Source organism: Corallincola holothuriorum (assembly GCF_003336225.1).
GTDB lineage: Bacteria > Pseudomonadota > Gammaproteobacteria > Enterobacterales > Neiellaceae > Corallincola > Corallincola holothuriorum.
The window spans coordinates 264374-287709 of sequence record NZ_QPID01000003.1 but is presented as its reverse complement, the minus strand read 5'-3'; the positions used below and the strand labels follow the sequence as shown (position 1 = coordinate 287709).

The window sequence follows — 23336 nt, the reverse complement described above, 5'->3', positions numbered from 1 at the left end:
TCAAAATCTTGCCATAACAGAGGTGAACATGAACAAAATCAGATTTACTACAACGCGGCTACTGCAAACCAGCATCGTATTCACGGCGGCGCTACTGGGATCGGCGAATGCAGGGATGAAGCAGGGTGCATTAGAAATTTGGGCAGATAAGGGCACGGTGCAGATGCAAGCCGTTGCAGCCAAGTTTACCGAGGATACTGGTATCCCTGTCACCGTGGTTAAACAGGGCGATGCTCCCGGGATGTTTGGCATCGCCGCTGGCGGTGGCGAAGGCCCTGACATTATGTTGTGGGCTCATGACAGATACGGTGATTGGGGCACTGGCGGCTTGATCCAACCGCTGAAGCCCAGTCGACATATTCTGGAAAATACTCTTGATTACGCTTGGGATGCCGTCACGGTGAATGGCGATATCTTCGCTTATCCCATCGCCATTGAGGCGGTAAGTCTGATCTACAATAAAGCCCTCATCGACCAAACACCGGCAAGCTTTGAAGCGATGTTTGAGTTACATAAATCACTCATGTCTGAAAGTAAGGTCGCCGCCATCGCATGGGACTACAACAATACCTATTTTACCTGGCCAATACTGGCTGCCCATGGTGCCAGACCATTTGCCAAAACCGCCAAAGGTTATGACACCAGTGAAACCGGTGCCAACAGCGAAGGTGCCATCTATGGTGCGCAATTACTTAAACGCATGATTGATGAAGGACTGATGGAAAAGCATATCGATTACTCCGTCATGGATATGAAATTCTCGAAAGGTGAAGTGGCGATGGTGATCAGTGGCCCATGGTATTGGGATGATCTGGATAAAACGGGTATCGACTTCGGCGTCGTGCCACTGCCCAGAGTCAATGGTCATCACAGTAAGGCATTTGTTGGTGTCTATGGTGCAACGATTAACGGCAACACCCCAAATAAAGATCTCGCTGTCGAGTTTATTGAAAACTATCTGCTCACCCAAGATAATTTGACGCTCTACCACAGCAGTAATGAACTGGGTGTTTCTGCCAATAAACAATTAAGGCAGGTCATGCTCAAAGACTCCCGCCTGGCAGCAACCTATCGCAGTGCTGAACTCGGCGAGCTGATGCCGAATGTCAACAAAATGGGCCAGTTTTGGTCGGCGATGAATGCAGCACTGTCCAATATCACCACCGGGCGGCAATCACCAGAATCAGCCCTCAATGCCGCGGCCAAACGTATTGTACGCTAAGCAACGAGCACCATTTGCGGCACTATTTTTCATCACTTACAGAGACATCATGTTATGAAATTCAAACAACCTAAACGCCTTAATCGCGCAGTCTCTGCACTGGGTTATGGCTGCTGGGGCATCTCCGGTGGCGACAGCTGGACCGGCGGCAGTGACAAAAATGCTATTCAAGCCATTCACGCAGCAATCGCTGGCGGCATAAACTTTTTTGATGTCGCACCTGTCTATGGCTTAGGGCACGCGGAAACCATTTTAGGTAAAGCCCTGCAAGGAAAGGCACGCCAAGACCTGATCATTGCCAGTAAGTGCGGCCTAGTTTGGGACAAAAACAACAACGTCAGCAATGACTTGTCAGCCGCCAGCTTGCTAAAAGAGATCGATGACAGTTTGACCAGAATTGGCACTGACTATCTGGATATCTATCAGATCCATTGGCCGTCAGCCGATCAGCCGTTGCCGCAAACTCTAGAAACACTGCAAGCGATCCAAGCCAGTGGCAAGGTGCGCCATCTAGGGGTGAGCAACTTTTCACTAGCTGAGCTCGAACAAGCCGATACGCTGGCGCCAATTTGCAGCTATCAAGGGCTGTACAACATGCTCGAACGTAACCCTGAGTACTATCACTTCATTGCTTTGAGCTATCGCACTGAGCAACAGATCCTTCCCTACTGCACACAGCAGGGACTCGCGTTCTTTCCCTACAGCCCATTAATGCAGGGCTTACTCAGTGGTCACTTCGATGTCGACGCGCCTCTGCATGAAAATGATGTACGCCGTCACAACCCCAAGCTCCAAGGTGAGCTGCTACCTAAATACATGCAGATCATTAACGTACTGCAGGAGTTCGCCGGAGCATTGGGCAAACCGCTCAATGAGTTGGCCATTAATTGGTTAGCAGATCAGCCTGCGGTCACCTCGGTTATTGCCGGGGCGCTCAACGCCGAACAGGTGGAAGCCAACCTCAACGCCATGACATGGGAATTAACCGACTATGATCGCCAAGCCCTAGAGCAATTACTGTCACCCTATCAACAGGAGGGCTTACTATGACGACCATTAAGCCATCTCAATCCGCTGATATCGCGACTCCTGACTGGGTCAAACAAGCCGTTTTTTATCAGATATATCCTGATCGCTTTGCCCGGCGTGAAGCGCCTGCTCCATTGGGGGTTAAATTCAAACCCTGGGGGACACCCGCAGAGCAGCAAGGCTTTCAGGGGGGTGATCTGTATGGCGTTATCGACAAGTTAGATTATTTGCAGCAGTTAGGCATTACCGCGATCTACCTCTGTCCAATATTCAGATCCGCCAGCAATCACAGGTATCACACCTTTGACTTTATGCAGGTTGATCCTCTGTTGGGCGGTAATCAAGGGTTACGAGAACTGCTGGACGAAGCACATCGGCGCGACATGAAAGTCGTGCTAGATGGGGTCTTCAACCATGCCAGTCGCGGCTTTTGGCCATTCCATCATATTTTAGAATGCGGTGGTGACTCCCCTTACATTGATTGGTTTAAAATCCAAGATTGGCCCCTCAATCCCTATCCAAGCAATGCTGATGAGCCCACCAATTATGCCGCTTGGTGGGATCTGCCTGCCCTGCCTCAGTTCAACCACAGTAATCCCGGCGTGCGTCAGTATATCTATGACGTAGCCAAATTCTGGCTAGAGTTTGGCATTGATGGCTGGCGTCTTGATGTTCCTTACGAGATCGACGATGACGAATTCTGGCGCGGATTCAGGGATGTGGTTAAAACCGCTAATCCTGACGCTTACATTTGTGGCGAGGTGTGGGAAAAAGCACAACGGTGGCTGCAAGGTGACATGTTTGACGCCACCATGAACTACACCTTTTGCTGGGCAAGTTTAAGCTACTTTGGTGCTCATACCCTCAATGGCTACCAGCGCAACCACCTCACCCTGGAACCACTCGACAGCAAGGGCTTTCAGCAGGTTATTAACCAAATGCATGGCTGGTATGACTGGCAGATAAACTTCGCCCAGCTCAACTTGTTGGGCAGTCATGATATGGCTAGACCGTTGTGGATCTTATCGGAGGACAAAGCGGCACTAAAACTATGCTGGCTGTTTATGATGACCATGCCAGGAGCGCCCTGTATTTACTACGGTGATGAAATAGGCATGTCATCTGCAGACGATCCATATTGCAGAGAGGCCTATCCGTGGCACGCCCCGGAGCAGCAGGATAACAACATGGCGGCTCAGCTAACGACATTGATCCAACTGCGTAAACAATATCCGACCTTGGCAACGGGTGATTTCTGTTTTCAACAGAGTGACGACAACGTGCTCCGCTACCAGCGAAGCTCACAACACCAGACCCTACAGGTGGCAATAAACCGTAGCAATACAGCGCAACCGCTACAGATTGATGATGCCAACATCGTCTACGGAGAGCTTAACGACGGCTATTTGCCAGCACAATCCGGTGTGGTGCTGCTACTGAACAAGGGCTGATTAACTGCAGGTAACTAGTCAGAATGAAAACGGCAAAGCCACCCAGCAGGTAAATCAGCCTCACGCTCGATTTGCCTGCTGTGGGCCAATGAAGGATCGCGGGGTTAAAGTACTTTTTGATACAGTGCTAAATCCAACCAGCGGTCAAATTTAAACGCCGATTCGGTCAGAGTGCCAGCGTGGACGAAACCGAGCTTTTCGTGCAAACGAATACTGGCGGAATTGTCGGCATCAATGGCGCCAACCAACACATGCACCGACTGCTGCTCTGCGCGCTTGATCAAAGCCCGCAGGAGCAACTCCCCTAATCCCAACCCACGATGCTGCGGGTGGATATACACGGAATGTTCCATGGTCTGATTGGCTGCGGGTTTGTCACGAAACAGGCCGTAACTGGCAAAGCCCTGTAGGTAACCTTGCTCATCAACGGCACCAATAACAGGATGTCCGGCTGTTAGCTTGTGCTGAAACCATTGCGCGATATCCCCTTCACTGCGCGGCTGATATTCGTACAGCGCGGTGGAGTTGAGGATCGCATCATTGAAGATCTCTCTGATCACTGCACCATGCTCACTCATATTGCAATCTACCAGCTTGGCAGCGGGGCTTGCCGCATAGGCATCGTGTGGTGGTAAAGGCGGTAAGGCTGACGACATAACTATTCCGGTGATTTATACGGCGAACAGATCAGACACAGCTTAACAAACTCATCGAGTTACCGGCAGTGGCTTATGTTTGGGCAGTGCAACGGAGATGGCTGCAGTCATCAGCAAGAGCCCCACCGAGAACCAGAGGCACGCCGCTAACCCCCAATATTGGTAGATAACGCCGGATAAAACGGTCCCTAGCAGTCGTCCCATGGCATTGGCCATGTAGTAAAAACCAACATCCAGCGACACACCATCTTCGCCAGCATAGCTAACGATCAGGTAGGAGTGCAGAGACGAGTTCACCGCAAAGACCCCACCAAAGGCCAGCAGGCCGATAACAATCACCCACTGCGGCTGCCAGCCCGCTTGTACCGAGACAGCCACCCCAGTGGTTACTATCGCTAATAAGCCAGCCCAGACTAGGGCTGAGTGGCCATCGGGCACCCGGCTTTGCGCCTTGCCCGTTAGCTTAGGTGCCACACTTTGCACCAGACCATAAGCGATGACCCAACTGGCCATAAAGCCACCGACCCAGAGGTGGCTCCAACCAAACACGCTACCCAGATAAACCGGTAACGCCACCACAAACCAGACGTCTCGCGCAGCAAACAAACAGAGCCGGGCGGCGGATAAGATATTGACGCTGCGGCTTTTCGAAAAAATCTCGGTGAATTTGGGTTTGCGCTTAGTTTTGCCTAAATCTTTTTGCAACAGCATCAGGCTGGCTATCAGCACCAAACACAATACGCCAGCCATCAAAAACATCGAGCCACGAAAACCGATCCATGCCAGCAATGCACCACCGATAAAGAAGCCGATCCCTTTCAGCGCATTTTTCGAGCCAGTCAGGATAGCCACCCATTTATAGAGCGTCCCCTGCTGGCCATTAGGCACTAACAGTTTAATGCTGCTTTTGGCGCTCATTTTATTGAGATCTTTGGCAATACCAGAAAAGGCCTGCGCCAGCATCACCAAGGGCACCGTTAGCCAACTGTCTGGCACGGTTAACATCATTAACGCCAGCACCTGCAATGCCAAACCGACATTCATGGTGCGATTTAACCCTAACCGCGCCCCCAACCAACCACCGACAAGGTTGGTCACCACACCAAAGATCTCGTAAAACAGGAACAGCATCGCCACCTGCAGCGGCGTGTAACCCAACCCATGGAAATACAATACCACCAACATACGCAACGCGCCGTCGGTCAAGGTGAAATTCCAATAGTTGAAAGTGACAACCAAGTACTGCCGCACTTCGCTAGATAGCTGCTTTATCATCTGAGACTGCCCGTTAGCCCGCCAAGCCGACTTTGCGCACTAGCTCAGCGGTACGCGTGGCATACCCCATCTCGTTGTCATACCAGGCATAAATTTTTACCATGCGATTTTCGACCACCATAGTGGAGAGCGCATCGATAATGGTCGAACGCTGGTCGCCTTTGTAATCGATCGACACCAATGGCCGCTCTTCATAACCCAAGATACCCGCCAACTCATTCTCGCTGGCCTCTTTCAGCAAGGCATTAACCTCTGCCACTGACGTATCCCGCGCCACATCAAACACCATGTCGGTCAGCGACGCGTTAGCCAACGGCACGCGCACAGCATGACCATTAATTTTACCTTTTAACTCAGGGAAAATTTCAACAATGGCGGTCGCTGAGCCGGTGGTAGTTGGGATCAACGACATACCGCAAGCACGCGCTCGACGCAGATCTTTGTGCGGCGCATCCAATATAGTCTGGGTGTTGGTAAGGTCATGGATCGTGGTCATCATGCAGCGCTCAATACCGAGCTTTTCATGAATAACCTTGATCACGGGCGCTAGGCAGTTCGTCGTGCAGCTAGCGGCGGTCACGATAGGGTGCTGCTCAGGATCGAAAATATGCTCGTTCACACCCACCACGATGTTGGCGATACCCGGCTCTTTTACCGGCGCAGACACCACAACCCGCTTCACGCCTTGGGCCAGATATTGCTGTAAAATTTCAGTACTGCGATGCACGCCGGTGGCTTCCAGCACCACATCACAACCAGACCAATCCACATCAGCAATATCACGCTGCTGCGTGCATCTGATCGGCTTACCATCGATGATCATATTGTCGCCATCGCTAGCCATCAGATGATCCCAGCGCCCCTGCACTGAATCAAACTCCAGCAGATGCGCCAAGGTGGCGGTATCACCTGCCACATCATTGATCTGCACAAACTCTAACTCAGGCCAATCATAAGCCGCGCGCAAGGCCAAACGGCCAATACGGCCAAATCCGTTAATGCCTACCTTAATCGTCATGCTGTCATCCTTTATCAAAACAGATTCGTGTCATTTAGTTCGTGGCGTCGGTGCGAAACCAGTGCCTTGTGCGGTTGGCAAATGCCACCAGTGAAAGCATTACCGGTACTTCCACCAGCACCCCTACCACCGTCGCCAACGCCGCCCCAGAATGCAGGCCAAACAGCGAAATCGCCACGGCGACTGCCAATTCAAAGAAATTTGAGGTTCCGATCATGCACGCTGGTGCGGCAATGTTGTGGGGCAGCTTTAACCGTTTAGCAAGGTAGTAAGCGATGGCAAAAATGCCATAGGTTTGCAGCATCAATGGGATGGCGATTAACACAATCACCTGCGGCTTGGTCAAAATGGTTTCCGCCTGAAAACCAAATAGCAGAACCACGGTTGCTAGCAAACCAACTATCGACCAAGGCTTCAACATCCCACTAAATTGCTGCAAACGCTGCGGTTGTTGATCGCAGTGCAGCAATTTCCGCGTCACCACGCCCGCCACCAGCGGGATCACCACATACATCAACACTGATAACAGCAGCGTTTCCCAGGGCACATGAATATCTGTTACGCCCAGCAGAAAACCGGCAATGGGTGCAAATGCAAACACCATGATCAGATCATTCACCGACACCTGCACTAGCGTGTAATTGGCGTCGCCTTTAGTCAGCTGACTCCAGACAAACACCATGGCGGTACAAGGCGCAACGCCCAGTAACACCATGCCGGCGATGTAGGCCGTCGCATCAGCCTCTGGTACTAAGCTGGCAAAAAACACTCGGAAAAATAACCAACCCAATGCCACCATGGTAAAAGGCTTAATCAGCCAGTTAATCACCAGTGTCAGTACCAGTCCTTTCGGGCGCTTGCCGACATCTTTAATGGCGGACAGATCCACTTGTACCATCATCGGATAGATCATGATCCAAATAAGCACCGCCACCAGCCAGTTAACATGGGCATACTCCCAACCTGCCAAAGTGGCAAACAGATCAGGCATGACAACGCCCGCAACCACACCGGCAACAATCGCTAGTCCCACCCAAAGCGTTAAGTAACGTTCAAATATACCCACGTTAATAGCCTCTTAGTTGCAGCACTGCTGAACCCGTTCAGGGCGGTCACCCATCGCTTTCAGCCGTGCTTTTTCATTATTAATCAGTGCAGGATTACCGATCCGTGTGGTTGCCAGTACATGCACAGCCCATGGCGGCAAGGCATCACTCAAGCGATAAAAGACCCATTGCCCCTGACGCTTATCCTGCAACACGCCCTGCTTACGCAGCTGAGCCAGATGGCGAGATATTTTCGGTTGTGAAAGCTGCAATGCCGTGACCAGCTCGCAAACACACAGCTCGCCTTCATCCTGCAGCAACATCAATATCGACAAACGAGTAGAGTCCGTCAGCGCCTTAAAGAATTGGTCGGCTGACAGATCGGGGGATTGCGGCTGTGGTTCGTTTGCATCAGTGTGCCCCCCCCGATTGCCACGCAGGGGCGCTGTATAGCTGTGCAACAACACGGCCACTCGCTGCTGAATATCGGCAAAGGCGTTGGCAAATGCCAGACTATCGCTGCCAATTTTTGGGTCGCTGATATCCCAGTGCAACTGCGCTACCGCTACTGGCAATGCACCACACTCCTGATTCGCTTCATTGCACAGGGTAATAATCAGGTCAAAATCATCGAGGCAATAGTCCGTTAGCGGTTGGCTGCGCAAGCGATTAACGTCAACGCCCTCAGCCTGCAATAACGTCAGCGCTCTGGGATCGATCGGCTCTGGCGCCGTTCCGGCGCTGGCCACCTCAAATTGTTCAGCGCCAATATGGCGCAGCCAAGCTTCAGCCAGCTGGGAACGGGCTGAATTGCCGGTACAGAGAAACAGTACTTTGGCTCGCTGACGCTGACATTGATTAACGGGCATGGGACTAATTAAACCTTCAAGTTACATATGGATTTCCATATATTCGATATTCCATATGTTAGTTATGGATACCTCACCCGTCAATGACAAATGCCCGCAACACGGAAATAAACATCACCGGCGTCTAACAACGACAGCCGACAAATAGTCCGAAAAAATGCAGCAAGCTCTCTTGCTGCGGTAAGTTGGCGTTTTAGGTTGGGATATTTTTACTGGAGCTGTGTCATAAAAATTTACAGCACTTGATGGTATGCTCAGCCTAATCCTAGGCCGCTATATTCGATTCATGCCTGTAGTCACATCATTAGCACTACCTACACTGTTGCCACTGTTGGCTCTATTCCTGATCGCACCGCTATCAGGATTAAGCTTGGACTATCAGCAACTCTTAAAGTGGTTACCTTATCCGCTGTTTATCATGGCTGCGGGGCTTGGTCACATGTATAGCTTGGGCAGACCAGTCGCCCTCGCTTTAATTCTGACCGCCAGCTACTTAGTGCTGCAGGGGCCGCTGCAAAGCAACCTGTCGGTGATACCCACGCATCAGCTATTTGTACTACTCACTCTGTTGCTGCCTTGCTCGCTGCTTACGCTCTCTTTTCTACCGGAATCTGGCTCGCTCAACCGTCGCTTTGTTCTGCTGTTACTGCCCACTGCCGCACTCACCGGTATCGCTGCTATTTTTTGGCAGCCGTCGGCAACAGCTCCCAGTGAGTGGCAAACGCTATTTAGTCTACGACCAGCCCCAGCGGTGTTTGCGCCGATATTTAGCCTGTTGCTTGCGGTGGTCATCGCGTTAATCCTGCTATTTCGACAAACATTGCTGCAGTGCCCTTGGCAAGGCACGTTGCTCGGCTGTTTAGTTGCAACATCACTGACATGGGCGATGTTCGATAAGACACTTATCTCTAGCCTGATGTTTTGTACCGCTGCGGTGGTGCTAATTTTGTCCGTGCTATTTCAAGGCCACTATTTGGCATTTCGTGATCAATTAACCGGTTTACCTGCACGGCGCTCGTTAGAAAATGCATTTAAAGGGGTTGGACGGCGCTACGTCGTCGCCATGATGGATGTTGACCACTTTAAAAAATTTAATGACACCTATGGCCACGATGTAGGTGATGATGTGCTGAAGATGGTGGCAGCTCATATCGCGCAGGTCACCGGAGGTGGCACCGCTTACCGCTATGGTGGCGAAGAGTTTACCGTGCTGTTTAAACGTAAAACCTTAGATGATTGCATTGAACATCTGGAGGCCGTACGTGAAGCCATCGCCGACTACTCCTTGGTGATCCGCGACAAAGAGACACGCCCAAAAGACGCTAAAGCAGGCAAGCAGCAACGAGGCCAGGCGATCCGCGGGCGGCGAGTTTCAGTGACCATTAGTATTGGCGTTGCCGAACGTGAGCCCGGTGTCGACCAACCTATGCAGGTACTAAAAGCCGCAGATAAAGCCTTATATAGAGCGAAGCAAGCGGGCCGAAACTGCTTAAAGGCATAACAATTAGTTGAGTAGCAGAAACACCCATATCCGCAGAAAGCTTCACGCCGCCGAGCACAGTGGGTGTACGACCGCCAAGGATGGCGGAAATGTCGAAATAGCAGGGAGCACTTTTCGACCATACATCCTGCACACAGTGTGCCCCGAGCAGCGTTTTTGGCATAAAAAAATCCCCGGACAGGCCGGGGACTAAAATAAGGGAATGTTTTTAAAGAAACGGTTTTTGACTAAAACCAAAGCACTTTCTTCACTAGGTAAGAGTGAGCTGTACAAAGAAAGTTCAGAAAATATTTCAAAATATTTCAAAACGCCAAATAGTGTGAAGCAGATCGCATTAAATCCACTATATTGCGAGCCGTTCCAAAAATAATAATCCAACCCATCACTGTGACATCAGTGCATAGGTGGGAAATTGTAATTTTTTTCTGCCATGTTAGGCTATGTCGCCTTTCAAAACAGACGAAAGCGCTCGCGCCAGGAAATCCGATGAACGCGCCCGGAACTCTCTTTATTGTTTCAGCTCCCTCTGGAGCTGGTAAATCTAGCCTGATTGCTGCACTACTTGCGCGGCACCAGCAGGCCACCATGGAAGTCAGTATCTCCCATACCACCCGACAGGCGCGTCCGGGCGAAGAAAATGGCAAGCACTACCATTTCGTTTCAGTAGCTGAATTCAAATCACTGATCACCGCAGATGCCTTTTTCGAACATGCCGAAGTATTTGGCAACTTCTACGGCACCTCAAAAGTGAACATTCAACAGCGACTGCAGGCTGGGGTGGATATTTTCCTGGATATTGATTGGCAAGGGGCGGAACAAGTTCGCCAGCAGATGCCGGAAGCGAAAAGCATTTTCATTCTGCCACCCTCGCAAGCGATCCTTGAACAACGTTTGAGTCACCGAGGACAAGACAGCGCAGAAGTGATTGCCCAACGTATGACCAAAGCGCGCGCAGAAATGAGTCACTATCCGGAATATGATTTCCTCATTATTAATGATGAATTTGAGAAAGCGCTGGACGATTTAGACGCGATCGTACGCTGTCATGGACTGCGCCGAACTGGACAAGCGATTCGACATAACGATATGCTCAAGCAATTACTGGCAGAATAGGCCTGGATCGGCTAGAATTCGCGCCCTTTTGATAAAACTTCCTCATGACTGGAGAGACAGATGGCTCGCGTAACCGTTGAAGACGCCGTAGATAAGGTCGGTAACCGTTTTGACCTGGTTTTGGTTGCGGCTCGCCGTGCCCGCCAAATTGCTGTTGAAGGCAAAGAAGTGCTGGTCGACGAAGAAAATGATAAGCCAACCGTATTGGCACTACGTGAAATCGAAGAAGGTCTGGTGACCTCATCAACGATGGATCAAGAAGATATCCAAGCCGTGCGTGAGCAGGAAGCAGCCGAATTAGCCGCTGTTGCCGCAATCGCCGAAGGCCGGTTAGGCTAGGCGAACGGTAGGGCAGGCGGCCACGCGTGTACCTATTCGAAGGATTGAAGGAGCAGATCTCTGGATATCTCGAACCTGCTCAAGTGAGCCAGGTTCAGCAAGCCTATATTGTCTCCCGCGATGCCCACCAAGGGCAGATGCGAACAAGCGGCGATCCGTATATTACCCATCCGGTCGCCGTGGCTCGTTTCCTTGCTGATATGCGCCTCGATCACGAGACGCTGATGGCAGCGCTACTTCACGATGTCATCGAAGATACCGAGCTTAATCGTGAAGATCTGGCCGAACTGTTTGGCTCTACGGTGGCGGACTTAGTCGAGGGCGTTTCCAAACTCGATAAGATCCAGTTCGACTCGAAAGAGGAAGCCCAAGCAGAAAACTTCCGCAAAATGATCATGGCGATGGTGGTCGACATCCGCGTCATTCTGATCAAACTAGCCGACCGTACCCATAATATGCGGACTATCTTCGTCCTGCGCCCTGATAAGCGTCGCCGCATCGCCCGGGAAACACTCGAAGTTTATGCGCCATTGGCAAACCGGCTGGGTATTCATAATATTAAAAACGAGCTGGAAGATTTAGGCTTTCATGCCATGTATCCAGCCCGCTATCGGGTAATTAAAGAAGCGGTACGTAAAGCAGCAGGTAACCGCAAAGAGCTGATGCGTAGCATCAAAGAAGAGATCGAAGGACGCCTGCAGGATGCAGATGTTCCTGGCAAAGCCGTCGGACGCGAAAAACACCTGTACAGCATCTATCGCAAAATGGTCAGCAAAGAGCTGCAGTTGCATGAGGTGATGGATATCTACGCGTTTCGAGTCATCGTCCACTCAATTGATGACTGTTATCGCGTTCTGGGCGTCATGCACCGTTTGTATAAGCCCAGACCGGGGCGCTTTAAAGACTATATCGCTATTCCCAAAGCCAACGGTTATCAATCGTTACATACCTCATTAGTTGGTCCCCATGGTGTGCCCGTCGAGATCCAGATCCGTACCGACGATATGGACCAGATGGCAGACAAAGGGGTAGCGGCACACTGGGTTTATAAGCAAGATGGCGATCGCTCTGGCACCACGGCACAAGTTCGCGCACGCCAGTGGATGCAAAGCCTGCTGGAGTTACAACAAAGTGCTGGCTCCAGTTTCGAATTTATTGAAAACGTAAAAACTGACCTATTCCCAGAAGAGATTTACGTATTCACCCCAGATGGTCGCATTATTGAACTGCCAGACGGTGCGACACCGGTCGATTTTGCCTATGCCGTGCACTCAGATGTCGGTAACACCTGTGTCGGTGCCCGCGTTGATCGCAAAGCCTTTCCGCTGTCACAAAAGCTGAAGAGTGGTCAAACGGTCGAGATTATTACCTCTCCAGGCGCCCGACCGAATGCAGCATGGTTGAATTTCGTCATCACCTCGAAGGCGCGAGCCAAGATCCGTCAGCTACTTAAACGGTTGCGCAGTGAAGAATCGACGGCACTAGGTAGACGTTTAATCAATCATGCATTGGGCGCTAAGCGCCTCGAAGATATTCCTGAAGCCCAGATTGAGCGCGCACTCGAAGCGCTGCGTCAGCCATCCCTCGAAGACCTGCTCAGTGAAGTAGGTTTGGGTAATGCGATGAGCGCCGTGGTCGCTCGACGTTTGTTAGGTGAATTAGACGATGCGTCAGGCACAGACAGAAACCACTTCCCGATCCGTGGTGTCGAAGGCCTGCTGCTTAGTTACGCAAAATGTTGTCATCCGATCCCTGGTGACCCGATTATCGCCCATGTCAGCCCCGGAAAAGGCTTAGTGATCCACCATGAATCCTGCAAAAATATTCGTGGATATGATAAAGAGCCTGAGCGCTATTTTGCTGTCGACTGGGATGAAGCAAGGCTCGATGAAGAGCAATTTCTTGCGGCACTTCGCATAGATATTGTTAACCATCAGGGAGCACTGGCAAAATTGACCGCGCTCATTGCCAATACTGATGCCAATATCCATAGTCTGAGTACTGAAGAGAAAGATGGCCGAATTTATCTCATCCATCTGGTACTCACCATCAGGGATCGTGTTCATCTGGCCGGTGTCATGCGCCGGATCCGCGTGATGCCTGATGTACTAAAAATCAGTCGTAACCGAAACTAAAATAACAATCTTACGAAGGCAAAAAAAATGGCAAAGACCATCATTGCAACAGACAAAGCACCAAAGGCTATCGGCACCTACTCACAGGCAGTTAAAGTAGACAATACCGTTTATCTATCAGGCCAAATCCCTTTAGTACCAAGCACCATGGAACTGATCAGTGAAGACTTCAGTGCTCAGGTCAGGCAGGTATTCGATAATTTGACCGCCGTCTGCGAAGCCTCTGGTGGTTCACTGAACGATATCGTAAAGCTCAATATCTTCTTACTCGACCTAAGCCACTTCGCCACGGTTAACGAGATAATGGCCGAGTATTTCCAACAGCCCTACCCTGCGCGAGCAGCCATCGGTGTTGCCGCATTACCAAAAGCAGCACAGGTCGAAATGGATGGCATCTTAGTCACCGAATAATCCTTTTTCGCAAGGCCGCAGATGCGGCCTTTTCTTTTGTAGATTGATCCATGAGCCATTCTCGATTCTCCCGCATATCCGCCCTGCTTGACCGACGCCAGCCCGATCTTACCGTGGTCATGGATGAGGTGCATAAACCGATGAATATGGCAGCCATTATTCGTAGCTGCGATGCGGTCGGTATTCCTAAAGTCCATGCCATCTGGCCTGAAAAATCGATGCGGATCTCTGGCAATACCGCCTCAGGTAGTCAGCAGTGGGTCGACGTTGCTGTTTATCAAGATGCCGAAAGTTGCTTGAGTAAATTAAAAAGTGAAGGGATGCAGCTTGTGGTCACTCACTTGAATGCGGCTGCAGTGGACTTTCGCGAGGTCGACTATACGCGACCAACTGCGATCCTGGTTGGTCATGAAAAGTTTGGCGCATCAGAAACGGCTTTGGCCTGCGCCGATCAAACCATAGTGATCCCTATGCTTGGCGCAGTCCAATCACTTAATGTCTCTGCTGCAACCGCGGTGGTACTCTATGAAGCACAGCGACAACGAGAGATGGCCGGCATGTATCAACAACCTAAGCCACTAGACAGCAGGGTACGTCACCGCATGTTGTTTGAATCCTGCCATCCGATATTTGCCAAGCTGTGTAAGAAAAAAGGCCTACCCTACGCCGAGCTGGATGACGACGGTGAGATTATCGCTACAGATGACTGGTGGCAGCAGATGCGAACAAAAAGCAATGGATAGCAGATGAGCGACCTCCGCCAAAGCAACGCATTAGCACAGCTGAAAGTGACCGAGCTTAACGGTGTCGGCCCCAAAGTTGCGGAAAAATTGGCGAAGCTAGGGTTGGTGGTGATCCAAGATCTGCTGTTTCACCTGCCCTATCGTTACGAAGACAGGACCCGTATCTACCCTATCGCAGCCCTAATGCCCGGGATCCACGGTAGCGTCTGTGGTGAGATCATCAGTAGCGATGTCACCTTCGGTCGCAAACGTATGCTTAGGGTAAGGATCAACGACGGGGGAGGTGCACTCACCCTACGTTTTTTTACTTTCAGTGCCGCGCAAAAAAACAGTTTTGTTAACGGTAAGTGGGTGCGTTGCTTTGGTGAAATAAAACGTGGTCAGCACGGTTTTGAGATCATTCACCCCGAGTACTCCGTCGGCGAGCAAACCACGCTGCACACCATGGAACAGGCGCTTACACCTGTATATCCCACCACCGAGGGATTAAAACAGATCAGCCTGCGTAAGCTTTCAGATCAAGCCTTAGCCATGCTCAGCCGTCACGGCCTGCCGGAATTGATCCCAGCAGACTTGATGGCTCATCCTATTACCCTGAACGATGCTCTCCAGCAACTCCACAGACCGCCGCCCGATATTTCATTGGAGCAGCTGGAGTTGGGGCAGCATCCGGCACAACAACGCTTAGCCTTGGAAGAGCTGACCGCTCATCAAGTATCTGTACGCCAGCTAAGACAGAAAAGTGATCTACATAAGGCGCAAGCGATCGTAGTTGATGGTCGGCTGCAACAGCAGCTGCTGGCTCAGCTACCATTCAGCCCAACCAATGCACAGCAGCGGGTGGTGAGGGAAATTACTGCAGACTTAGCTAAAGCTCACCCAATGATGCGGCTGGTGCAAGGCGATGTGGGCTCAGGCAAAACCCTGGTAGCAGCGATGACAGCAGCATTGGCGCTACAACAAGGTGGACAAGTCGCACTGATGGCGCCAACGGAACTGCTTGCAGAACAACACGCACTGACCTTGGCGGCCTGGTTCGAACCACTAGGGATAAAACTCGCTTGGCTAGCTGGCAAACTGAAAGGTAAAGCCCGACAAGCGTCACTCGATGCTATCGCCAACGGCGAGGCACAATTAGTGGTCGGCACCCATGCCATTTTTCAAGAGCAGGTGATTTTCCACGATCTGATATTAGTGATCATCGATGAGCAGCATAGATTCGGTGTGCATCAACGCTTAGCGTTACGAGAAAAGGGCAACAAATCATCTGGCTACCCCCATCAATTAATCATGACCGCCACGCCTATACCTCGCACCTTAGCGATGACTGCCTATGCCGATCTTGATACCTCGATCATCGACGAGCTGCCACCAGGGCGCACACCAGTTACGACTGTCGCTATACCTGATAATCGCAGAGAGGAAGTTATCTCACGGGTCAGTATGGCATGTAGCGAAGGCAAGCAGGCCTATTGGGTATGCACCCTGATAGATGAGTCTGAAGTGTTACAGTGCCAAGCGGCCGAAGAATCATCTACTGCACTGCAAGAGCTGCTTCCCCACTTAAATATTGGCCTAGTACATGGGCGGATGAAGGCTGATGAAAAGCAGCAAGTGATGGCGCAGTTTAAGTCTGGTCAGCTGCAATTACTTGTCGCTACCACCGTCATAGAAGTAGGCGTGGATGTACCGAATGCCAGCTTAATGATCATAGAGAATCCAGAACGCTTAGGGTTGGCGCAGCTACATCAACTACGTGGCCGCGTTGGCCGAGGTAGTGTCAGCAGCCATTGTGTTTTGCTTTACCATGCACCGTTGTCAAAAACAGCCACTAAACGTTTAGGTGTACTACGACAAACCAATGATGGCTTTCAAATCGCCCAACACGATTTAGAGATCCGCGGACCAGGGGAACTGCTAGGCACCCGGCAAACCGGACTGGCACAACTTAAAATAGCCGATCTGTTACGGGACCAGGGGCTGATCCCTATGGCACAACGGATAGCCGAGCAGCTCCATTCGCGATACCCAGCCTATCTATCACCACTGACGCAGCGTTGGTTACAACAAGAGTTGGATTATGGTGCAGTTTAACATTTAAACAATAAATTAAATTTTTCGTTACATTTACCTGTTTTTATTCCGAAAAATCTACATACTAAGAGAAGCTATTCAGAAGAAATAGCTCCTCTTTCCAATGCATGCGGAATAAAAATATGAAAAGGATACTGCTCGTCGGAGCGATGTTGCTGCTGTCTGGCGCTTCATACGCCGCCGAAAACTACGATTTCCCATTCACCGACCCCTTCAAAGCCACCGTATTTGGTACTCCGGCAGCTTATAAGGCTGATCTTCCGAAAGATGATGAGATCAATCGTGAAGTTCTCTCGCTGGATATTTTTCCGGAACGCGAAGTTCCTGAAGTTTTTTGGTATCAAGAAGAATTTGAGTATTCGGTTGTATATCAAGAGAAGCCCGCGCCATTAGTTTTCTCCATCGCTGGTACTGGCGGTAAATATAATGGCGGCAAGATGAAAGCGCTGGAGAAAGCGTTTTTCAAAGCTGGCTACAACGTTATCTCTATCACCTCACCAACCCACGCCAGCTTTATTGTTGCCGCATCAGAATCACAACTCCCTGGCGATTTGGCTAATGACGCGGAAGAGATCTACGGTGTGATGCAAAAAACACTGGCTCATGCAAAAGATGAGCTAGGAGACAAGCTGCAGGTCACTGACTTCTATCTAACAGGTTATAGCTTGGGCGGTGCCCATTCCGCTTTTATAAGCAAGTTAGATGAAGAGAAAAAAGTGTTCGACTTTAAGAAAGTCTTTCTCGTTAACCCCCCTGTTAGCCTCTACAACTCCGTCATCATTCTTGACGGCTATGTTGAGTCGGTCGGCACCGCTGCCGTCAAGCAAACCATAGACAGCATTTTTAGACGCCTCGGCGAAAACGTATCTCATGCTGACCGTGTCGAATTAACCCCCGATTTCATTTATAAAATGTTTGTCGCTGCAGGCGTTAATGATGCAGAGCTGGCACAACTTATCGGCCTAGCCTTTCGCCTCAGCTCAACCGATATGATTTTTGCGATTGATGTGATGCAAAACTGGGGCGCGATTACCTATAAAAACCACGAAATATCTAAACATGAGAGTATCAGCCACTCATTTGCTCGCGGCGCACAAGTGGGTTTTTTGACCTACTTTGAACAAGCCATGGTACCGATAGCTGAAGAGAAAGATCCCAGCATGGATCGCACCCAAATGATCAACCGTCTCAGTTTGACCAGCCTGGCTGGCTATCTGATGTCAGCAGATAAAATTTCTGTAGTCACCAACGCTGATGACATTATCCTAGCAAGCCCTGACCTTGCGTTTCTCACCAAAACCTTTGGTGACCGAGCGAAAATATATCCCTACGGTGGCCACTGCGGCAACATGGACGAAAAAGTCTGGGTTGAGCATATGCTGGCCTTTTTCGCGGCTGAGAAGTGAGCAGGGAGCAAATAATGATGAATAATATGAACCATATACGTAATGCATTGCTCGTTTCTGTTGCTCTGTTACTGGGGGCGTGTAGCGCCACTCCAGAACTAGAAGCTGATGCGGTCGAGCCGATGTTGCCGATGCCAGCTCCGCCTGCAGATCCAGATGAGAAAGGAATTTCTTACAGTAACGATCCTTGGGAAGGCTTTAACCGTCGCTCCTACTACTTCAATGCCAAAGCCGATGAGTATGTGATCTTACCCATCGTCAATGGTTATCAGTGGATCACTCCTGATATTGTGGAAACAGGCGTAAGCAACTTCTTCAGTAACTTGGGTGAACTGACCACCTTTATGAACTCGGTATTACAGTTAAAAGGTGAGCGGTCAGCGACAACTGCGTTTCGCTTTGTGACTAACACCACCATCGGCTTGCTCGGTGTTTGGGATCCGGCAACAAAGATGGGCGTTTACAAAGAAAGAGAAGATTTCGGCCAAACGCTGGGACATTGGGGCGTAGGTGCTGGACCTTACTTTGTTATCCCTTTACTTGGGCCATCAAGCGCACGTGATGCGTCAGGTCTATTGGTCGACACCTTGGTGTTCAATGCCATCATTAGCGAACTCGACATGAAAAGTGAAGAGGAGTTAGCACTCACTCTGATGCGGGCCATTGATACACGGAAGAATATTCCATTCCGTTATTATGGTTCAGGATCTGCGTTCGAATATGAGCTAATCAGATTCCTATACTTCAACGCACGTGAAATCGCCGTGAAGCGGTAATCGTTCTAAACAATAAACATGGCCGCTATCGCGGCCATGTTTGTTTTTTGACCAAGCTATTAAGCTAAGGTATTATCAACGCTGTACAGGAAGTACCACACACGGAAGTAAGGAGTGCACAATGGATATGTGCGTAATCGAGCAAAAAACTCTCTCACTGATACAACATACCGCCTATCGCTGCCTATTTTGGCTTGCCTTAGTCACTTTATTTTCTTTATTTGGTGAAGCCATCGACGGCGCAATTAGCCTGTCGGACCTATCTTTTACTCTCAATTTTGTTATCCCCTGCGCACTGCTGGCATTGGTGTATATCGGCTTAGCACTGATCAGCAACAACTATGGCCAGGAACTAAGACTTATATGGAATGGGGCGCAACTTCAATACGACCGTTATGGCCAGTCACAGATATTTCTGCCTAGCCAGATACGCATGGCAAAACTGGAAGGAAAGGTCACTCCACAGCTGACCTTGTACTTATCAAATACGGACAGTCCGCGTCGACTCTCTTTAGAAGGGTTACCTTTAGCCGAATGTGAAGATTTACTACAGCAGCTTTCGTTTCGAATCGAGTCCAGTGAGAAAACGATGTTGCGGTCAAAAGCTGAAGGTGAATCGCTAGCCAATAACATCAGTTTGGCGTGAAGCCTGCGAGACCCTTGGATAAAAATCGAAATAGGCTAAGCATACCTTTCCCTGCGATTGCCTATTTCTCTTTTAAAACCATATAGTTTGCTTTGTTTATTGGCGAGCCACCTAGTTTTTAACGCTATACTGACTCAATATATCCAAAGATAGTCTTGCCATGAATATTCGTCGTTTACTTAAATGGACTGCAGCCACCCTCATAGCCGTGCCGATGTTAGCTATCGTGGCTTTCTTGCTTTGGTTTAAAGGGGATTATTATCGCGGTCATTTAGAACGCCTGGTGACAGACAACACACCGATTGCTCTAACAATTAATGCCCCCGTCGAATACTCTCTCACAGATCCCTATCTGATCACTTTGCGCGCCCTTGAATTTAGCTTCAACTCAAAGCCGATTTTAACGCTTGATCGTTTTGCCCTGCGGATTGACGAACTTTCCCTATTAAAACGAGCAGTTGTTATTGAAGGGATCAGCGTAGACAGACCCGCCTTGGATATGAGTCCAGAGCAGTTAGAAGAGCTGCTTGCAGCATTTGCAGAAGGGAAAGAGGCTGAGCCACAAGGCCAACCCAAAGAGGAGTTATTGCTCCCCTTATCAAGTTTGTCCCTGAAACAACTAAATATTGATGGCCTATCACTACGTTGGGAAGATCTTAAGCAACCTATTCGACTTAAAGAGCTCACTCTCGCGATCACCAACTGGCAGGTAATCCAAGAAGCTAAACTGTTACCCACAAATTGGCAGCTAGCGGTCTACCTGTTTGCAGAGGAGGTTACCTGGCAACATGTTTCAGCTGAAGATCTAACGCTGCACGCACTCATGGATGAACACAAATTTCGCATCACAGATGCCAGTGTGCAGATCTTTTCCGGACAAGCGACTCTCGCTTCCAGCACGGTATTAGATGCAGGATTTGCTACCACAATACACAGTGCTACCCTTAAGCAGATAACCTTAGATGACGCCCTGTTTGGCCCTTTACTGTCATTAGAGCAGGACACGAGCAATGCAGAGCCAATACCTGAGCGCCAAGACAAAGATCTATTAGCCACGATTTCACTCCCCATATCCACGTTCAATATTGAAAACCTTGAGATCAGCGAATTAGGTCTAAATAGTGAGATCCTTGGACAAGGATTAGCACTCGACAACTTTTCTCTCGACGCGGGAGATATGGTTCTGGTCAATGATTATAAATTCGATCCCGCAGTGATCAGCGGTACTGTCGAAGCAACATTTGATCGGCTGATATCGCAGCAACATCAACTCGATAATCTTATGGCCGAGCTAGGTTTATCCAACGGTACCCTGCTGTTGAACAAGCTTGAAGCGGAGCTGCTGAATGGTTCGTTAAGCCTTGTGGCAAAAACCCAACTCGCCGACCACCTGCAAACAGAAATCACCTTATTACAATTAAAAGATCTGCAGATTAGCGACACCTTGTGGGCTCAAACAACGCCGCCAGCAGATGAAACGGATGAACCAACAGCGACGGTAGACGATGAACCAACGGCAATGCCATTGAAGGGCCTATACATCAAACAAGTCGAAGTTGAGCGCCTGCAATTAAGCTTAACTCAGATGGAGCCCCAGGTAGCTGCAGATTCCCTCAATATGAGCTTAAGTAATTTGGCTCTCATCGAAGATTTTACGCTGGCAACTTACCCCGACCTGTTAGCTTTGCCATTTGCACTAACGCTTACAGGTGCCAACATTTCATCCGCTGATAGGGAGATAGATGCTACAACCATCGCCGTCAAAGGGGGTCAACCGTTTGAAATTTCGAAGTTTAATATTGAGAGTAAGCAAGGCACAGTGGCAGGTCATGGGACCATTGAAACGCAGGACAGTACGTTACCATTTGAACTGACATTGGCAGGAAAGCAGCTGGATCTTACGCTGCTTGATCCTCTCGATACTGGTTACCCTCTGAGCGGCAAAGCACAGCTGGATGCCTCGCTCACCGGCTCGGCAGTTTCCAGCGATGCTATATTAAACTCTCTCACCGGCCCTGTGCATCTGAGCACTGGCCGAGCCACCATGTACAACATCGACGTTGATATGACTTTACAGGGCTTTCTCGACAGTCAAGAGCTCACACTTACCGATGTAGGCGCATTTGCGTTACTTGGCCCCATCGGACTCGCGGTGAGCAAAGCTAGCGCTGTCAGCAGTGCCGCCGCTGGCGCACTGGCAGGTGGAGAAACGCAGATAGCCGAAACGGACATCAATATCAATTTTAACAGCGGAGTAATCGACTTTGGCCCCTCGGCCATCGCCACAGAGAAACACCGCGTTGCCCTTTTTGGCGATATCGATCTACCAAAGCAACGTTTTGACCTATTGCGCACCACCATATTGGATGATGAAGCCTGTGTGCGGCTTGCGCGAAGTATCGATGGCCCCTTCAATAACCCAGATGTGCAGGTCGCCAGTGCTATCACGGGGACGGTAACCGGTCTATTCAGTGGCGCATTCTCGGGCACAGAGAAATACTTTGGCGATGGTTGTGAGCCGGTCTACAGCGGCCCTGTAAAATCACCAAAGCCATTCGATTTCGAAGCGAATGCAGAAAAATTAGTACAGCAAGAAAATGACCTTTTAAAGACACTACCTGCAGCAGCCCAACGTGCCGAAGAGGAGATGCAGAAAGCCATGTTTGAGATTATCCAGCAGGCAAAAGATCAATCAACTGATACCAGCGGATAGCACCAAATATTCTCCTTTAAACTGTGCTGCTAAGGGCTGCTTGCTATCTTCCAGCGTCACCGTCACAGACAGATGCGCCTGCTCGCCGCGTCGCAGCGGGTGCACACTGCCCTCAACTTCCGCTCGACTTACGTAAGCGGTAGGCTCCTCCGTCAGCGGACGCAAATGGCGAATTTCACCGTGGCTTAAAGCGATACTACCGGAAAGCCCTTGCTCTTTAAGCATCATGTAGATCATCCCCCAGCCAGTTAAACAAGCTTGAGAATATGCACTACCGGCAAACAACGTGCCGTGCAGATTAATGTTGGCATTAAACGCGGCACGAGTTTCAAAGCGCTCACCGCTATACTCAATGATCCGGATCCCCAATGCTTGACTGATTGGAATGCCATCACGCCATATTTTTTGTAGTTCCTCACACCAATCAGCGTGGCGGGTACGATCATTCAGTGCAGGGAGTTCCTTCAGCATTTGCTGGTGATGGATCTGGCCAAAATGGGTTGGCCCCTCGCCAACAGCTTGATACCCCTGCTTCTCGTAAAATGGCAATGCTTGCTGCCTTGCGTTGAGCACGATACGTTTCAGTCCCAATTCACGCGCTAACTGTTCCAGCGCGAATATCACCTGAGAACCCAGACCACTGCCTCGCATATCGGGATCCACCGCCATATGGCGTAACTGCCCTTCATCTGCACTACTTTGGTAAAGCCGTCCAACGGCACGGGGGAGCCCCTGTTCGTCAACTAACATGCGATGATGGGCGTAAGGATCAAATTCATCCTTTTCCGAGCCCTTCGGCAGCTGAAACGGTGCCCTCATTACTTGCCAGCGAAACTCAAAATAGCGTTCAAGCTCTTCATCTGTCTTTGGCTCAATTAAGGTAAACATGGCCC

Annotated in this window: 20 protein-coding genes; 14 read left to right on the top strand and 6 right to left on the bottom strand. The window is 50.1% G+C overall.

Features of this window, described 5'->3' with window-relative positions:
• Positions 1-28: 28 nt before the first annotated feature.
• The 3 genes from malE to DU002_RS06770 are packed head-to-tail and all read left to right on the top strand — an operon-like array spanning position 29 to position 3702.
• Positions 29-1222, top strand: coding sequence for a maltose/maltodextrin ABC transporter substrate-binding protein MalE (gene malE, locus DU002_RS06780; protein WP_114337617.1), 1194 nt, complete (start codon positions 29-31; stop codon positions 1220-1222).
• 54 nt (positions 1223-1276) lie between these two features.
• Complete coding sequence (locus DU002_RS06775) at positions 1277-2272, top strand: aldo/keto reductase (RefSeq protein ID WP_114337616.1); 996 nt, start codon at positions 1277-1279, stop codon at positions 2270-2272.
• Positions 2269-3702: a glycoside hydrolase family 13 protein gene (locus DU002_RS06770; protein ID WP_199405183.1), complete on the top strand. Its 1434-nt coding sequence runs from the start codon at positions 2269-2271 to the stop codon at positions 3700-3702. The genes DU002_RS06775 and DU002_RS06770 overlap by 4 nt, the downstream gene beginning before the upstream one ends.
• A 104-nt stretch (positions 3703-3806) precedes the next feature.
• On the opposite strand, the gene DU002_RS06765 is transcribed toward DU002_RS06770, so the two are convergent.
• Genes DU002_RS06765 through DU002_RS19580 form a run of 5 tightly spaced genes read right to left on the bottom strand, consistent with a single transcriptional unit; the run spans position 3807 to position 8566 of the window.
• Positions 3807-4358, bottom strand: a complete 552-nt coding sequence (locus tag DU002_RS06765) for a GNAT family N-acetyltransferase (protein WP_114337615.1) — start codon at positions 4356-4358, stop codon at positions 3807-3809.
• Positions 4359-4409: 51 nt separating this feature from the next.
• Positions 4410-5633 carry an organoarsenical effux MFS transporter ArsJ gene (arsJ, locus tag DU002_RS06760; RefSeq protein ID WP_114337614.1) on the bottom strand — a complete coding sequence of 408 codons (1224 nt, stop codon included), beginning with the start codon at positions 5631-5633 and terminating at the stop codon, positions 4410-4412.
• 13 nt (positions 5634-5646) lie between these two features.
• A complete protein-coding gene (locus DU002_RS06755) occupies positions 5647-6651 on the bottom strand; it encodes an ArsJ-associated glyceraldehyde-3-phosphate dehydrogenase (protein ID WP_114337613.1) in 1005 nt (334 codons plus the stop codon).
• Between the two features lie 34 nt (positions 6652-6685).
• Positions 6686-7717: an ACR3 family arsenite efflux transporter gene (arsB, locus tag DU002_RS06750; RefSeq protein ID WP_114337612.1), complete on the bottom strand. Its 1032-nt coding sequence runs from the start codon at positions 7715-7717 to the stop codon at positions 6686-6688.
• Between the two features lie 12 nt (positions 7718-7729).
• Positions 7730-8566 carry a metalloregulator ArsR/SmtB family transcription factor gene (locus tag DU002_RS19580; protein ID WP_114337611.1) on the bottom strand — a complete coding sequence of 279 codons (837 nt, stop codon included), beginning with the start codon at positions 8564-8566 and terminating at the stop codon, positions 7730-7732.
• Positions 8567-8816: 250 nt separating this feature from the next.
• On the opposite strand from DU002_RS19580, the gene DU002_RS06740 reads away from it, so the two are divergent.
• The 11 genes from DU002_RS06740 to DU002_RS06690 all read left to right on the top strand — a co-directional run bounded on the left by DU002_RS06740 (position 8817) and on the right by DU002_RS06690 (position 22443).
• On the top strand, positions 8817-10067 hold the full coding sequence (locus DU002_RS06740) for a GGDEF domain-containing protein (protein WP_114337610.1): 1251 nt from the start codon (positions 8817-8819) through the stop codon (positions 10065-10067).
• A 486-nt stretch (positions 10068-10553) separates the two neighbouring features.
• A complete protein-coding gene (gene gmk / locus DU002_RS06735; protein ID WP_114337609.1) occupies positions 10554-11180 on the top strand; it encodes a guanylate kinase in 627 nt (208 codons plus the stop codon).
• 60 nt (positions 11181-11240) lie between these two features.
• Entirely contained in the window at positions 11241-11519 is a 279-nt protein-coding gene (gene rpoZ / locus DU002_RS06730) for a DNA-directed RNA polymerase subunit omega (RefSeq protein ID WP_114337608.1), read from the top strand.
• A gap of 26 nt (positions 11520-11545) precedes the next feature.
• A complete protein-coding gene (spoT, locus tag DU002_RS06725) occupies positions 11546-13654 on the top strand; it encodes a bifunctional GTP diphosphokinase/guanosine-3',5'-bis pyrophosphate 3'-pyrophosphohydrolase (protein ID WP_114337607.1) in 2109 nt (702 codons plus the stop codon).
• 27 nt (positions 13655-13681) lie between these two features.
• Positions 13682-14065, top strand: a complete 384-nt coding sequence (locus DU002_RS06720) for a RidA family protein (protein WP_114337606.1) — start codon at positions 13682-13684, stop codon at positions 14063-14065.
• A gap of 50 nt (positions 14066-14115) precedes the next feature.
• Positions 14116-14808 (top strand): tRNA (guanosine(18)-2'-O)-methyltransferase TrmH, encoded by a 693-nt coding sequence (gene trmH / locus DU002_RS06715; protein WP_114337605.1) that lies wholly within the window; start codon positions 14116-14118, stop codon positions 14806-14808.
• A gap of 3 nt (positions 14809-14811) precedes the next feature.
• On the top strand, positions 14812-16902 hold the full coding sequence (gene recG, locus DU002_RS06710; protein ID WP_114337604.1) for an ATP-dependent DNA helicase RecG: 2091 nt from the start codon (positions 14812-14814) through the stop codon (positions 16900-16902).
• A 122-nt stretch (positions 16903-17024) separates the two neighbouring features.
• Entirely contained in the window at positions 17025-18308 is a 1284-nt protein-coding gene (locus DU002_RS06705) for an alpha/beta hydrolase (protein WP_147271795.1), read from the top strand.
• Positions 18309-18322: 14 nt separating this feature from the next.
• Positions 18323-19084, top strand: coding sequence for an MlaA family lipoprotein (locus DU002_RS06700; RefSeq protein WP_114337602.1), 762 nt, complete (start codon positions 18323-18325; stop codon positions 19082-19084).
• 121 nt (positions 19085-19205) lie between these two features.
• Positions 19206-19730: a hypothetical protein gene (locus DU002_RS06695; RefSeq protein WP_114337601.1), complete on the top strand. Its 525-nt coding sequence runs from the start codon at positions 19206-19208 to the stop codon at positions 19728-19730.
• Between the two features lie 160 nt (positions 19731-19890).
• Positions 19891-22443: an AsmA family protein gene (locus DU002_RS06690; RefSeq protein WP_114337600.1), complete on the top strand. Its 2553-nt coding sequence runs from the start codon at positions 19891-19893 to the stop codon at positions 22441-22443.
• On the opposite strand, the gene DU002_RS06685 is transcribed toward DU002_RS06690, so the two are convergent.
• The gene (locus tag DU002_RS06685; RefSeq protein ID WP_114337599.1) at positions 22423-23331 is read right to left on the bottom strand and encodes a bifunctional GNAT family N-acetyltransferase/hotdog fold thioesterase; all 909 of its coding nucleotides are present in this window, start codon (positions 23329-23331) and stop codon (positions 22423-22425) included. The two genes, DU002_RS06690 and DU002_RS06685, sit on opposite strands and share 21 nt — an antisense overlap.
• Positions 23332-23336 lie beyond the last annotated feature (5 nt).

What these genes read in the sequence shown, in the direction of transcription:
- malE (WP_114337617.1), top strand. Translation starts at nt 29, where the DNA reads ATGAACAAAATCAGATTTACTACAACGCGGCTACTGCAAACCAGCATC.
- DU002_RS06775 (WP_114337616.1), top strand. Translation starts at nt 1,277, where the DNA reads ATGAAATTCAAACAACCTAAACGCCTTAATCGCGCAGTCTCTGCACTG.
- DU002_RS06770 (WP_199405183.1), top strand. Translation starts at nt 2,269, where the DNA reads ATGACGACCATTAAGCCATCTCAATCCGCTGATATCGCGACTCCTGAC.
- DU002_RS06765 (WP_114337615.1), bottom strand. Translation starts at nt 4,358, where the DNA reads ATGTCGTCAGCCTTACCGCCTTTACCACCACACGATGCCTATGCGGCA.
- arsJ (WP_114337614.1), bottom strand. Translation starts at nt 5,633, where the DNA reads ATGATAAAGCAGCTATCTAGCGAAGTGCGGCAGTACTTGGTTGTCACT.
- DU002_RS06755 (WP_114337613.1), bottom strand. Translation starts at nt 6,651, where the DNA reads ATGACGATTAAGGTAGGCATTAACGGATTTGGCCGTATTGGCCGTTTG.
- DU002_RS19580 (WP_114337611.1), bottom strand. Translation starts at nt 8,566, where the DNA reads ATGCCCGTTAATCAATGTCAGCGTCAGCGAGCCAAAGTACTGTTTCTC.
- DU002_RS06740 (WP_114337610.1), top strand. Translation starts at nt 8,817, where the DNA reads ATGCTCAGCCTAATCCTAGGCCGCTATATTCGATTCATGCCTGTAGTC.
- gmk (WP_114337609.1), top strand. Translation starts at nt 10,554, where the DNA reads ATGAACGCGCCCGGAACTCTCTTTATTGTTTCAGCTCCCTCTGGAGCT.
- rpoZ (WP_114337608.1), top strand. Translation starts at nt 11,241, where the DNA reads ATGGCTCGCGTAACCGTTGAAGACGCCGTAGATAAGGTCGGTAACCGT.
- DU002_RS06720 (WP_114337606.1), top strand. Translation starts at nt 13,682, where the DNA reads ATGGCAAAGACCATCATTGCAACAGACAAAGCACCAAAGGCTATCGGC.
- trmH (WP_114337605.1), top strand. Translation starts at nt 14,116, where the DNA reads ATGAGCCATTCTCGATTCTCCCGCATATCCGCCCTGCTTGACCGACGC.
- recG (WP_114337604.1), top strand. Translation starts at nt 14,812, where the DNA reads ATGAGCGACCTCCGCCAAAGCAACGCATTAGCACAGCTGAAAGTGACC.
- DU002_RS06705 (WP_147271795.1), top strand. Translation starts at nt 17,025, where the DNA reads ATGAAAAGGATACTGCTCGTCGGAGCGATGTTGCTGCTGTCTGGCGCT.
- DU002_RS06700 (WP_114337602.1), top strand. Translation starts at nt 18,323, where the DNA reads ATGATGAATAATATGAACCATATACGTAATGCATTGCTCGTTTCTGTT.
- DU002_RS06695 (WP_114337601.1), top strand. Translation starts at nt 19,206, where the DNA reads ATGGATATGTGCGTAATCGAGCAAAAAACTCTCTCACTGATACAACAT.
- DU002_RS06690 (WP_114337600.1), top strand. Translation starts at nt 19,891, where the DNA reads ATGAATATTCGTCGTTTACTTAAATGGACTGCAGCCACCCTCATAGCC.
- DU002_RS06685 (WP_114337599.1), bottom strand. Translation starts at nt 23,331, where the DNA reads ATGTTTACCTTAATTGAGCCAAAGACAGATGAAGAGCTTGAACGCTAT.